Consider the following 12032-nt stretch of genomic DNA (forward strand, 5'->3'; position numbering starts at 1 on the left):
TCCCATCATGACCGGGTTGTGGCCACTCGGTGGCCACAACCGGTGTCAGTGTGGGGTTCTGTTTCGGACGGGCAGTGGTGGAGAGGACGGTCAGGTATGCGGGTAGTCGTGGTAGGTGGCGGGATCGGTGGGCTCGCACTGGGGGCGGGTCTACGTCGCCGGGGGTTCGAGGTAGCGGTATTCGACCGCGACACCGATGTAGCGGCGACGGGCGGTTACCACATCACCTTGGATGAGCGGGCTCAGTCGGCGCTGACAGATCTGGTGGAACCGAAGATCATGCGGCGGTTGCTGGCATCGGGTTCGGCGCTGCGGCTGCGCGAGCGTGACGCGTTCTGGGACCGCTGTGGCCGGCTGCTCGGTTACGGACCGGATCTGAGCGGCAGCGGCAGCATCGACGTCGATCGCATCACCCTGCGGACGCTGCTGGCCGAAGCGGTCGGAGATGACCTGCACCTGGGATGCAGCGTGTCCGGTGTCGGCCACGACGACCACGGCGCGCCGCAGGTGTTGTTCACCGATCAGGCGCCGGTCTCGGCGGACCTGGTGGTGGGCGCGGATGGCGCCCACTCGGTGGTCGGCCGCCACCTGGCGGGAGGCCCGACCAACAGCCCGGCAGGCATCATCGGGTTCTGTGGCCGCACCCTCCTGCAAGACCTCAGCCCCAGCGAGCAGCGGCGACTGAAACCACGATCGGGGACAGCGATCGGCCCGCGGGGAGCAGCACTGTATGTCGGGTTCCTCGACCCGGTCGGCAACACCGCGCTCGACGCCCCCGAGCTGAGGATGTCGATCACCACCGGACCCACCTACATCTGGGGCGCCATGTTCCCCGAATCCGCCGTCCGCGATTCCCTGCGTGACCTGCGGGGCGGCGAGTTGCAGGCCGCGCTGCTCGGCATGTTCTGCGAGCGACGCTGGGCCGAGCACACGCTCGAGGTCATCGCCCGGGCCGACGCGCACAGCGTGGCCGGGTTCCGCTTCAACGCCGCCTCCACCCGCGCAGCCGATCTCGCGCCCTGGCCTGCGGGTCGTATCACCGCACTCGGCGACGCTGTCCACGCCACACCACCCACCGCCGGAATGGGAGCGGGCGCGGCCATCCGCGACGCCGCCAGCCTGCTCGAGCACGTCAGCGCCGCTGCCCACGGCACCACCACCCTCACCGACGCCGTGGGCGATTTCGAGGCCGGTATGCGCCGGCGTGGCAGCGAAGTTCTCACCCTGGCCATGAAAACCGTCCGGTGGATCCTGGCCACCGACACCACACTCGGCGCCGCAGCCACCGCCATGAGCACCCCGATTCTGGCCGCAGCCGCTCGGCTGCGGCACTGACCAGCCACACGACGCCCGTGTCCCTGGGCTCGATCACGATGTCAGGTACTCGCCGGGTCGCCGGCCCGGCGTAGCCGGCCGGTTGATGGCCGGGTCAGAACAAGGTGTCGCGCACCCGCAGAGGTCGATAGCCGGTGGGGCCGAGCTGGGCAAGTTCGGCGTCGATGTCGACCTCGATCGCGCCGGAAGGCGATGTTCTCGCTGCGGGCTGGCGAGATATGGGACAGTACATCGTCATCGATGCGGCGGCCCTCGCGTGAAGGGCCAGACCGAACAGGCATGGTGCCCGACCCTCGCCGCGAACGCGGTAATCGCCTGGACCACAGAGTATTACGGGCTCGCGGTCGAGCAGATGCGGCGCTCGCGCGGATCATTCCCCGTGGGCGTACAGCAGGTCCCGCCGCAAGGCGTGCAAGGATTCGCCCTTGTTGAGCTGGCGGGCGATGCGGCCCGATGGGGATCTTCGTCGAACTGATGGACGCGGCGTTCGAGCCGCAGGCGTGACGCCCCGACCCACTGCCCCGCGACCACTGCCCGTGCACATTGCCAGTGCGCAGGCAGTCGCCGTTCGCGACGAACGAAACGATCGGAACCTAGCCGATGCTCCGGTCGAATCCATCGAACATGGCGGTCAGCCCGATGTCGAAATAGTCGCCGGCCGCAGCGTCGGCCGCGGCGGCGAGTTCGTTGTATTCGGGCGAATCGCGCGCCGGCTTGCGGCCACGCCCTGCCGCTGCCACCCGGCTGAGGATATGGCCTATCGCGAATTCGCGGAGACAACGGGACAATTGCAGCGCCGCCGCGGGCGCGAAGCCGGCCGCCGTCAGCTGCGTGATCATCCGATTGCCGACGTCGATGGCCGCCGCGCTGCGCACCGGACGGGTGGCGAAGATGGGTACCGCATCCGGGTGCCGGGCCAGGATGGAACGCAGCCGATGCGCGTAGGTCCGCATCATCTCGCGCCAATCCGCTTGCCAGGGCAGCTTTTCCAGTTCCAGCTCGTCGAACATCGCCGCGGCCATGCCGTCGAACAGGTCCTGTTGGTCGGTGAAGTGCCGGTAGGCCGCCATCGGATCCGCACCCAGGGCGGTTCCCAGTTTGCGCATCGAGAACTTATCCATACCGATCTCATCGACGAGCGCCAGCGCACGCATCGCAATGTATTCGCGGTTCAATACCGTCCGGGTCGGCGGAGCGAGCCGCTTATCCGCAGTCACCACGATGTCAACTCCCCCAGCAGCCCGCTCAGCCGCGCACCGAACTCCTCGGGCTGCAACAGATATGCCACGTGCCCGCCCGGGAACTCCTCGCACACCATCCCCAGTTCGTCGGCAAGAGCCTCGGTCGATAGGTAGTACGACCGGCCGACGCTGTCCCGGCCGGTCGCCAGGCGCCAGGGCACCTCAACCTTTCGCAGCGCATCCACATCGGGCCGATAACCGAAGCAAAACGCCGGCATTTCCCGTGTCAGCAGCAGATTCGCATTGAGCAGTTGGCGAGTCATCGTGGACGGCCGGCGGCCGGTGATCCGCCGAACCATCGATCCCACCGTCAGCGCCGCCTGGCTCGCGCCGGCCAGCACAGTCTGACCCGCGGTCGTTCGCAACACTGCGGGCATGTTCGGCGCTGTCAGAGCGCCGAACGCGGCATAGCCGCGCATCAGGCTCTTCTCCACGGCGAGCCGGCTGATGTTCAGCAGTTCCTGCCGAGCGGGACTGTCCTCCGGCAGCAGCTGGATCACCGGCGGTTCGTGCACGACCGCGGCCACCAGCCGATCACCATGCCGGGCAAGCACTTCCAGTGCGACAATGCCGCCGCCACTATTGCCGAACAGAGACGCGCGGTCGATCCCGTAGGCATCCAGGACAGCGACGACATCGTCGGCCTGGGTCGCGGGATCGATCGCAGCATCGGCCGTGGTGAACGGACTACGCGAATTCCCCCGCCGGTCGAACGTGATGACGGTGTACCGCTCGGCCAGCAACGGCACCACTTCCTCGTACATCCCCGCATCACCCCCGCCACCGGAGACGAGCACCAAGACCGGACCGGTCCCGGCCGATTCGGTGTACAGCCGGGCGCCGGGCACCTCGACCATTCGCGAAGCATCGCTACGAGCCACGATCACCACTCCTCCACGTGTTATCTACATCGTAGACTACATCTACACTGTAGCGAAGTGGATCTCGGATCCGGCTTGCGGGCACACACTGTGCTGGGAGCGGCGGCGAGGCTGGGTGATCCGGACTACCTCCGGTCTGGCGCCCCGGGCGCAGAAGCCGCCGGTGGCTGCTCGACGCCGAACTTGCCGCCCTCTGGATCGATCCGACCGCCCTCACATCAGAAGTTGACCACGATGACGCCATCGGTCTCTGTCGCGTGCTCGCTGATCGGCAGATCCGTCGCGTTGCCCAGGATTTCGTCCAGCACGTAATGGGCTTCGCGACGGGTGGTGACGATGACCTCGGTGCCGTAGGTGGTGCGCTGATCGGTCACGTGGGTACTCCCGCAGCCGCGCCAACTCCTCAGCGGCGAACACCTGCGTCGCCACGAATCCCGACCTCCAGCACACCGACCAACCTCATCGGCAGCCACGCCGAGCGCCTACCGCACCCGCCCGCAGGCCGAACCGATCACAACGCCATCGCTGCTGGTCCGGACATATGTGTTGTTTTTCGCGCGATTACTACCGAGACCCGGGTGAGCGGGACACGCGGACAACAGACCGTCAGGTATGCGAACATATGTTCGTGTCCGGTTCGATCACGAGGATGAGCGCGCGCCCCGAGCGGGCCGCGATTCTGCATGCCGACCTGGACTCCTTCTATGCGTCGGTGGAGCAGCGCGACAGTCCGCGGCTGCAGGGGCGGCCGGTGCTGGTCGGCGGCGGAGTCGTGCTGGCCGCCAGTTACGAGGCGAAGGCGTTCGGGGTGCGGACGCCCATGAATGTGCGTCAGGCACTGAGCTTGTGCCCCAATGCGATCGTGGTGCCGCCGCGGATGTCGGCGTATTCGGAGGCCAGCAAGGCGGTGTTCGAGATCTTCCGCGACACCACGCCCGAGGTGGAGGGCATCTCCATCGACGAGGCGTTTCTCGATGTGGCCGGACTGTGGCGGATCGCCGGCACTCCGGTCGATATCGCGCGCGGGCTGCGGGCGCGGGTGCGCGCGGAGGTCGGACTGCCCATCTCGGTCGGGGTGGCGCGCACGAAGTTTCTGGCCAAGGTGGCCAGCGCGGTATCCAAACCCGATGGGCTGCTGGAGGTTCCGCCCGACCGGGAACTGGAATTCCTGCATCCCCTGCCGGTGGAACGCCTGTGGGGCGTCGGCGAGGTGACCGCGCGGGAGCTGCGCGAACGCGGCATCACCAAGGTCGGGCAGCTTGCGGACCTGGGTGAGGGGCCGCTCGCGGCGGTGCTCGGTCCGGCCACGGGCAGGCATCTGCACGCCCTGTCATGGGCGCGGGACCCGCGCCGCGTGGACACCGGGCGACGCCGGCGCTCGATCGGCGCGCAGCGGGCGCTGGGCCGCCGTCATCGCAGCGACGAGGAGCTCGAGGCGTATCTGCACGGTCTCGCCGACCGGCTCGGGCACCGGCTGCGCAAAGCCCGGCGGGTGTGCCGAACGGTGGTGCTGCGCATGCGTTTCGACGATTTCACGCGCGCCACCCGCTCGCACACGCTGGCCGAGGCGACCGACAGCGGCGAGACCGTTCTGCGGGCGGCACGTACTCTGCTGGCCACGACCCTGCCGCTGATCCGGGAGCGCGGCGGCCTCACTCTCATCGGCCTGTCCCTCACCAATCTGGACGACGCCGACACCATGCAGCTGTCGCTGCCGTTCGAGCCGCGTGCGGAATCCACCCTCGATTCGACCCTGGACGCACTGCGCGATCGCTTCGGCGCGGGCACCGTCACGCGTGCGGCCCTGCTGCGGAAGGGCGAAGGGCTGTCGGTGCCAATCCTTCCCGACTGATCGGTCCTGTTCGGCGGCGCGGGTAGCCTGTGACGCATGGCTCTCGACCACGGCGACCCGGGCGACGCGCCCTCGACTCCCCCGCCGCTGACCCCCATCGCGATCACCACCCGGCCGTCCGCGGCGGATGAGGCCAGAACCGTTGCCGCGGCGACGAATACGGCCACCCTGGCCACCCTGTCGGCCGACGGTGGCCCCTGGGCCAGTTTCGTCACGTATGGACTGCTTGCGGGACAACCGGTCCTGTGTGTGTCCCGGATGGCCGAGCACGGCCGAAATCTGGCGGCCGATCCGCGCGCCAGCCTGTCCATCGTGACCCCGGAATTGCCGGAGGACCCGCTGGCCGGAACGCGATTGACGCTCGCCGGTGCCGCGGAACGCCCGCAGGGCGAGGAGGCGGTAGCGGCCCGCGAGGCCCACCTGGCCGCGGTCCCGGCGGCCAAGACCTACATCGACTTCAGCGATTTCACGGTGTGGGTGCTGCGTGTGCAGCGGGCCCGCTGGGTCGGCGGGTACGGCCGCATGGATTCCGCGACCGCCGACGAATACGCGGCCGCCCAGGCCGATCCGATCATCCCCGGTGCGGCCCGTGCCATCGCACACCTCAATGACGATCACGCGGACGCGTTGCTGGACATGGCCCACGCCCGCGGCGGCTACCCGGACGCGACCGCCGCGGTCTGTGAACGCGCCGACCGCTTCGGCCTCGACCTGCGGGTCACCACCCCGCGTGGCATCGCGGTCACCCGTATCGGCTATCTCGCACCGATCGACAGCATCGCCGACTTGCGTACGGCCACTGTCGATCTGGCCCGGGTCTCGCGACCGGAGTGACCGACCGGACCATGCCGCAGCGGTGATCGTCAGTGCGCGGTCTGTGAGGCGGCGGCGGTCTCGTCGAGATCGGCGAGCGAAAGCAGGTGGCGGGGTGCGGAATCCCGAATGATGCTGGACCGCACGTCCAGACGCCCGTCGACGTGGAGCAGTTCGCCGGAGGCGAGGAGCCGCCATCCGGGGTCGTCGTCTATGCGTTCGCTGGCGATGACGACAGCGGGATAGTCGGTCAGCGCGCCACTGCTGGTGCGAATGCCCCTGTGACGGTGACTCGCGTGGTCGAGCCGCCGATCGCCCTGTGCGCCACCGGCGGCGCGCTCGAGGACATACAGCTCGTGGGTGTCGGGATAGCGCAGGGCCCACAGCTCGGTCGCGGTGGTGAGTATCAGGTTGAGCGCGTAGAGCGGCAGCCGGTCGGCGATCCAGCCGACCGCGTCGGTGATGCCCGCGGTGACATCGCCCGCATGATGGTCGATCCGGGCGGTGATCAGGGCGAAGAAGCGCTCGGAGTCGGTGTCGCCGTGGACGAGTCGGCGATAGTCACCGAGCTCGTGGTCCAGCGCGTCGAGCCCCTGCAGCACTCCGTTGTGCGCGAACAGGCGCCCGTGCTGCTCGAACGGATGGGTATTGCGCATCATCAGTCCGCCCGTGGAGGCGAAGCGGACATGCGCGACGAAGGTTTCGGATTCGCGTTCGCGGGCCTCCTCCGCGAAGAGCTTGTCCTCGTAGGCGGCGATCGGCTGCTTCTCCACCAGCGGCGCGCCCGCGGCGGTGAAGGTGCCCAGGCCGACACCGTCGGGTTCGCGGTGACTTTGCTGGGACAGGCTGTCCGGCGCCTTCAGCAACCAGAAGGTGGCGTGCACCCGCTGCGGCGCGGCCGAGAGTCCGAACAGACGACACATGACCAACTCCTCTCACGAGAGGCGAAGACGCGTGGACTGGACGACAGCACGGCCGGGCTGGGGGATGATTGGGCCATGTCGGACACGCCGTCGGTACTCGAGCATCATCGTATGCCCGAGCATGACGCCATGCGCCTCTCGGGCACGGTGGAAGCCATGATGTGGATCCACCGCAACTGCGTCGAGGGCGAGGGTGACACCGAGCAGTCGTGTGGTCGCCGACAGCAGTTACTGGAGCTGCGCATGCAGAACCGGTGGACCTGGCCGCTTCCGAAACCGGATGCGGAATGGCGGTTGCAGCACTGAGGCGGATTCGCCGCCGGGAGCGGAATACCCACGGCGGCAACACAGTTGATGCCGACCATGACCGACGTTGCGCGTCAGCGACTGCACGAAGAAGTGATCGAGCAATTCCGGGCCGGGGGCGGACAGGTCGGCGGGCAGTTCGCCGAGCGTGATCCCCTGTTGCTGACCACCACCGGGGCCCGCACCGGGCAGGAGCGCACCTGGCCGCTGGCCTATCAGCGCGACGGCGACCGCCTGGTGGTCTTCGCCGCCAATGGCGGCCGGCCGCACCGGCCGGGCTGGTATCACAACCTGGTGGCGAACCCGGCCGGGACGGTCGAGGTGGGCACCGAGACCTGGCCGGTCATCGCCGTGGTCGCGAGCGGGTACGAGCGGGCGCGGCTGTGGGACCGGCAGCTCGAGGTGACGCCCTTCATCGCGGATTTCCAAGCGAAAGTGGCGTGGGAGATTCCCGTCGTCGTGCTGACCCGCACGGCCGCAGCGTGAAAATGTCGCGTTTCGCCGGATCACGGCAAGACCCCTGACCCGATTTCCGCCGCCGTTCCGTGGGGGCTTGCGAGCGACCTCCCCGCAAGCCCCATCGCAGAGGGGGCGCAAGGCTAGCGGCGGTCGCGGAAGGTGCGGCGGAGGTCATCGGTCCATTCGGCCGGGACCTCCCAGGGGATGAAATGGCCGCCGTGGTCGTGGGCGGTCACATTCACGAGGTGGTACCACGCGCCACGGTCGCTGTCGCGGAAGTGCCGCGCGCGTTGGGCAGTGGTGACGCCGGGCGGGTTCTCGTGGGCGACGAAGGTGAGGCCGGTGGGGGCCTCGATCACGGGCCAGCGGTCGTGGGACGGGGTCCAGGGGTAGCGATTGTGGTTGGCGTAGAGGCGCATCGAGCTGCCGATACAGTTGGTGGCCCAGTAGATGGTCGCGTGGGTCAGCACCTCGTCCTTGCTGAACACGGATTCGAAGTCGCCGCCGCGGTGGTCGCTCCAGCGCATCCAGCGCTCCAGGATCCAGGCCAGCATGCCCGCGGGTGAATCCGACAGGCCGTGCGCCAGGGTGGCGGGGGCGAGCATCTGGGCGGTCAGGTGGACCGCGAATCGCTTCTCCAGCTCGATGATTCGCGCGTGCACGTCGCCGGGCAGGCCTTCGGGAATCGGGCGGCCGCCGGTGATGTCCCAGGCGCGTTCGCCGTTGAACAGGTCCAGGCGCTGACCCGAGCCGATATGGATCCCGTAGAGGGCGTCGGCGTATTTGTGGCCGAGCTGGCCGGTGACCAGGGCGCCGACATCGCATCCGGCGGCGGCGTAGGTGCGATGGCCCAGCACATCGGTCATGAGGGTGTGCCAGAGGTCGGCGATCTTCCAGAAGTTCAGATCCGGGCGCGACCGGATCGGGGTGGAGAAGCCGAAACCGGGCAGCGAGGGGACGATGACGTCGAACGCGTCGGCGGGATCGCCGCCGTGTGCCGCCGGATCGGCCAGCGGGTCGATCACCTTGGACCAGTGCCAGAAGGTCCAGGGCCAGCCGTGGGTGAGAATCAGCGGAATCGGGTTGTCGCCGACGCCGGGTTTGCGCAGGAAGTGGATGGGGACGCCGTCCACCTCGACGCGGTGGTGCTCGTAGGCGTTCATGGCCTTTTCCTGTGCGCGCCAATCGAAGTCGGTGCGCCAGTGGTCGACCAGCTCGCGCAGGTAGGCGGTGGGCACACCGTAGTGGCCGTCGGCATTGCCGTCGTCATCGAACCAGCGGGTCCGGGCCAGGCGCTGCCGGAGGTCGTCGAGGATGTCGTCGGAGACGTGAATCGGGGTCTGCTGCAACGGGAGCACGTATTCAATCTAGGGTCGGGGACATGCCAGATCCGACGGAGGTCACCGAGCCGGTGGAACAGGCCGCGGTGATCGCGGTGCCCGACGAGGTGCGCGGCGAATTGCGACGCGGGGTGCGCAGTGTGCTGGTCGACGCGGCGGCGCTGCGGCTGGTGCGCGATCGCTTCGACGAGGTGCAGGCCGGATCGCTGCGGCGATATCTCGAGGCGTCGCAGTCGGCGAATACCTTGCGCGCGTACCGGACCGACTGGATCGCGTGGGCGGCCTGGTGCGCGGCGGAAGCGCGGCAGGCACTACCTGCGGACGCCCTGGATGTGGCGGTGTATCTGGCCGCGGCGGCGGACGCGCGGCGGGAGAACGGCGAATGGGCCTTCAGCGCCGCCACTTTGGAGCGCAAGGCCGCGGCGCTGGCCGCCGTGCACGCCGCCAACGGATTGCCCTCCCCCACCCGTGGCGACGTGGTGCGGCTGACCCTGCGCGGTATCCGCCGCACCCGGCGCAGCCGGCCCAAGCGGAAGCGGCCGGTGCTGCTGCACACCCTCGATCAGCTGCTGAACGAGTTGCCGGACGCGCAGTGGCCCACCGAACCGGCCCGCCGCCGCGACACACTGCTGTTGCTGGTCGGATTCGCGGGGGCGCTGCGCCGCAGCGAGATCGCCGCGCTACGGGTCGCCGATGTCGCGGTCACCACCGACCACACCACCGGCGAGCCGCTGCTGCTGATCCAGCTGCCCGCCACCAAGACCGACGCCACCGGTGTCAACGAACAACGCGTCGCCCTGCCCCGCGGTCAGCGCCCGCACACCTGCCCCGTCTGCGCCTTCGCCGACTGGACCCGCCTGCGCGAGGCACACGCGGCCACCGACCTGCGCGCCTGGCTCGACGCCACCCCGCCACCCGACCCCCACATCCACCGCTGCCACGGCTTCACCGGCACCACCCTCACCGACCCGAATCTGCCGCTGTTCCCGACCATTTCACGCCACGGCGGCATCGCCGCCACCGCCATGTCCGGCCGCGCGGTCGCCGAACTCGTCAAACGCTACGCCGCGCGCGCCGGCCTCGACCCCACCCTCTTCTCCGGTCACTCCCTGCGGGCCGGCTTCGCCACCCAGGCCGCCCTCGGCGGCGCCAGCGACCGCGAGATCATGCGCCAGGGCCGCTGGTCCAACCCCCGCACCGTCCACGGCTACATCCGGACCGCCAACCCGCTCGAGGACAACGCCGTCACGAAACTGGGCTTGTAGCGGCGATTTCGACGGGCCGGCTACCTCTACTGATCGGCCATCGCTGCGGCGGCCGCAATGCGCCGCTGGCGTTTGCCGCCCTTGATGGCGGTGTAGGAGCCCGGTTTGCGGGCTTCGCGGGCGAGGCCCCACACGGTGGATTTGCAGATCGCCTCCTTGACGGTGGCGGCAACGCGGCCGGCCAGGTAGGCCCGACGAGCGGTGTCGTCGAAGTGGGCCAGCTGCATGGTCGCGCGTTTGCGGCCCAGACTGATGCACTGGCCGATGAACGCGATATCGATTGCGGCGGGCTCGGATTCGGCGAGGCGGCTCAGGATGGTTCCGGCGGCATGGGCACCGAGCGGGATGGCGGCCTGGCAGCTCATGCGCAGGGGTTGGCCGGAGGGGGCGGCGGCGTCACCGGCGGCCAGGATGCGGGGATCATCGATGCTGGTGAGGGTTTCGTCGGTGAGCAGGCGGCCGACGGCGTCGGTGCTCAGGCCGCTGCGGGCAGCCAGGTCCGGCACGCCGAAACCGGCCGTCCACACCGTGATCGGGCTGGGCAGTTCGCGACCGTCGGCCAGCACGACGCTGTGCGGGTGAACGGCGGTGACTTTGGCATCCGGACCGTCGACGATGGCCACGCCGAGTGCGGTCAGTTGCCGGGCGACCGAGCGGCGGGCGGCCGTTGTCAGGCACGGGCCGAGCAGGCCCCCGCACACCAGGGTGACCGGGCGGCCCTGCTCGGCGAGCTCGGCGGCGGTTTCGATGCCGGTGGGCCCGGCACCGACCACGGTCACCGGTGCGGCCGCGCCCGCACCGGCCAGCGCATCGCGCAGCCGCTCGGCATGCTCGAATTCCGCGATGTCATAGGCGTATTCGGCTGCGCCCGGGACGGCCGGGGGCGCCCCGTGGCTGCCGACGGCGTAGATGAGGTAGTCGTAGGCCACATTGCCTCCGCTCTTCAGCGCCACGCTGCGCCGCACCCCATCGATCACCGTCGCCTCATCGATGATCAGCCGGATCCCCGCGCCGAGCAGCGCGTCGTACTCGACCGCGGCGGAACCGGAACCGGCGACCAACTGGTGCAGCCGAATTCGCTCCACGAATTGCGGCCGCGGGTTGATCACCGTGATCTCCACATCCTCCCGAGTCCGCAGCCGGTTGGCCGCGATGATCCCCGCATATCCGCCGCCGACCACGACGACCCTGACGACCCGCTCCATGTCCGCCCTCCTTCACCGTTGGTGGTATCGGACATGAAGACACCATTCGAGCCCGATGTGTGACATCGCGGCGCGTGTCGGGTGACGCGGCGCACCGCGACACCCACGTCACCGAGGCCGTCGCTTGCGGGCCGTGAGCGCCTCGGACCAGGTCAGGGCGGACCGTCGATGACCGAAATGTGCCGAGCGTGGCGGGTGATGGCCGCGGGCTCTCACGCGATCCGCGCCGGCCCGTCATGCGGCGGTACGCCCAGCGGATGGTGCCATCGGCACCGGGGATCAGTCGGCGCGACCGACGTCGCGCAGGAGCCGGGCCGACGACTCGGGAATCGGGCGGGCAGCCGGACCACCTCGGGAGGGTTGGGTGGTGCCCCGCGACCGCGGACGGGACCCGCGGCACTCGACAACCGAC

The 12032-nt window shown here is 69.3% G+C and carries 12 protein-coding genes and 1 pseudogene; 7 read left to right on the forward strand and 6 right to left on the reverse strand.

From position 1 onward, the window contains the following. Window positions 1-96 precede the first annotated feature (96 nt). Complete coding sequence (locus tag ABZV44_RS07125; RefSeq protein WP_354832925.1) at window positions 97-1335, forward strand: FAD-dependent monooxygenase; 1239 nt, start codon at window positions 97-99, stop codon at window positions 1333-1335. Between the two features lie 256 nt (window positions 1336-1591). Next, window positions 1592-1810, forward strand: a complete 219-nt coding sequence (locus ABZV44_RS07130) for a hypothetical protein (RefSeq protein WP_354832927.1) — start codon at window positions 1592-1594, stop codon at window positions 1808-1810. A 118-nt stretch (window positions 1811-1928) separates the two neighbouring features. On the opposite strand, the gene ABZV44_RS07135 is transcribed toward ABZV44_RS07130, so the two are convergent. The 3 genes and pseudogenes from ABZV44_RS07135 to ABZV44_RS07145 form a co-directional block, all read right to left on the reverse strand. Next, on the reverse strand, window positions 1929-2555 hold the full coding sequence (locus tag ABZV44_RS07135) for a TetR/AcrR family transcriptional regulator C-terminal domain-containing protein (protein WP_354832929.1): 627 nt from the start codon (window positions 2553-2555) through the stop codon (window positions 1929-1931). Continuing rightward, a complete protein-coding gene (locus tag ABZV44_RS07140; protein ID WP_354832931.1) occupies window positions 2549-3433 on the reverse strand; it encodes an alpha/beta hydrolase in 885 nt (294 codons plus the stop codon). Before ABZV44_RS07140 ends, ABZV44_RS07135 begins: the two co-directional genes overlap by 7 nt. Window positions 3434-3606: 173 nt before the next feature. Then, window positions 3607-3837 (reverse strand): annotated as a pseudogene (locus ABZV44_RS07145) (Tn3 family transposase); the annotation flags it as partial. A gap of 269 nt (window positions 3838-4106) precedes the next feature. Between ABZV44_RS07145 and dinB the strand changes: the two are divergent. Next, entirely contained in the window at window positions 4107-5309 is a 1203-nt protein-coding gene (dinB, locus tag ABZV44_RS07150; protein WP_354832933.1) for a DNA polymerase IV, read from the forward strand. A 36-nt stretch (window positions 5310-5345) separates the two neighbouring features. Beyond that, entirely contained in the window at window positions 5346-6143 is a 798-nt protein-coding gene (locus ABZV44_RS07155; RefSeq protein WP_354832935.1) for a DUF2470 domain-containing protein, read from the forward strand. A gap of 29 nt (window positions 6144-6172) precedes the next feature. On the opposite strand, the gene ABZV44_RS07160 is transcribed toward ABZV44_RS07155, so the two are convergent. Further along, window positions 6173-7045, reverse strand: coding sequence for a class II glutamine amidotransferase (locus ABZV44_RS07160; RefSeq protein WP_354832937.1), 873 nt, complete (start codon window positions 7043-7045; stop codon window positions 6173-6175). Between the two features lie 111 nt (window positions 7046-7156). On the opposite strand from ABZV44_RS07160, the gene ABZV44_RS07165 reads away from it, so the two are divergent. Both ABZV44_RS07165 and ABZV44_RS07170 read left to right on the forward strand, forming a co-directional pair. Next, a complete protein-coding gene (locus ABZV44_RS07165; RefSeq protein WP_354832939.1) occupies window positions 7157-7351 on the forward strand; it encodes a hypothetical protein in 195 nt (64 codons plus the stop codon). 57 nt (window positions 7352-7408) lie between these two features. After that, on the forward strand, window positions 7409-7837 hold the full coding sequence (locus tag ABZV44_RS07170) for a nitroreductase family deazaflavin-dependent oxidoreductase (RefSeq protein WP_354832941.1): 429 nt from the start codon (window positions 7409-7411) through the stop codon (window positions 7835-7837). A gap of 113 nt (window positions 7838-7950) precedes the next feature. On the opposite strand, the gene ABZV44_RS07175 is transcribed toward ABZV44_RS07170, so the two are convergent. Next, entirely contained in the window at window positions 7951-9168 is a 1218-nt protein-coding gene (locus ABZV44_RS07175) for an epoxide hydrolase (RefSeq protein WP_354832942.1), read from the reverse strand. A 23-nt stretch (window positions 9169-9191) separates the two neighbouring features. Between ABZV44_RS07175 and ABZV44_RS07180 the strand changes: the two genes are divergently transcribed. Then, window positions 9192-10415: a site-specific integrase gene (locus ABZV44_RS07180; protein ID WP_354832944.1), complete on the forward strand. Its 1224-nt coding sequence runs from the start codon at window positions 9192-9194 to the stop codon at window positions 10413-10415. A gap of 26 nt (window positions 10416-10441) precedes the next feature. On the opposite strand, the gene ABZV44_RS07185 is transcribed toward ABZV44_RS07180, so the two are convergent. Next, window positions 10442-11620, reverse strand: a complete 1179-nt coding sequence (locus ABZV44_RS07185) for an FAD-dependent oxidoreductase (RefSeq protein ID WP_354832946.1) — start codon at window positions 11618-11620, stop codon at window positions 10442-10444. Window positions 11621-12032: the final 412 nt, after the last annotated feature.

The sequence above is a fragment of the Nocardia sp. NPDC004860 genome, from assembly GCF_040609015.1.
Classification (GTDB): Bacteria; Actinomycetota; Actinomycetes; order Mycobacteriales; family Mycobacteriaceae; genus Nocardia.

What these genes read in the sequence shown, in the direction of transcription:
- ABZV44_RS07125 (WP_354832925.1), top strand. Translation starts at nt 97, where the DNA reads ATGCGGGTAGTCGTGGTAGGTGGCGGGATCGGTGGGCTCGCACTGGGG.
- ABZV44_RS07140 (WP_354832931.1), bottom strand. Translation starts at nt 3,433, where the DNA reads ATGGTCGAGGTGCCCGGCGCCCGGCTGTACACCGAATCGGCCGGGACC.
- dinB (WP_354832933.1), top strand. Translation starts at nt 4,107, where the DNA reads ATGAGCGCGCGCCCCGAGCGGGCCGCGATTCTGCATGCCGACCTGGAC.
- ABZV44_RS07155 (WP_354832935.1), top strand. Translation starts at nt 5,346, where the DNA reads ATGGCTCTCGACCACGGCGACCCGGGCGACGCGCCCTCGACTCCCCCG.
- ABZV44_RS07160 (WP_354832937.1), bottom strand. Translation starts at nt 7,045, where the DNA reads ATGTGTCGTCTGTTCGGACTCTCGGCCGCGCCGCAGCGGGTGCACGCC.
- ABZV44_RS07165 (WP_354832939.1), top strand. Translation starts at nt 7,157, where the DNA reads ATGCCCGAGCATGACGCCATGCGCCTCTCGGGCACGGTGGAAGCCATG.
- ABZV44_RS07170 (WP_354832941.1), top strand. Translation starts at nt 7,409, where the DNA reads ATGACCGACGTTGCGCGTCAGCGACTGCACGAAGAAGTGATCGAGCAA.
- ABZV44_RS07180 (WP_354832944.1), top strand. Translation starts at nt 9,192, where the DNA reads ATGCCAGATCCGACGGAGGTCACCGAGCCGGTGGAACAGGCCGCGGTG.
- ABZV44_RS07185 (WP_354832946.1), bottom strand. Translation starts at nt 11,620, where the DNA reads ATGGAGCGGGTCGTCAGGGTCGTCGTGGTCGGCGGCGGATATGCGGGG.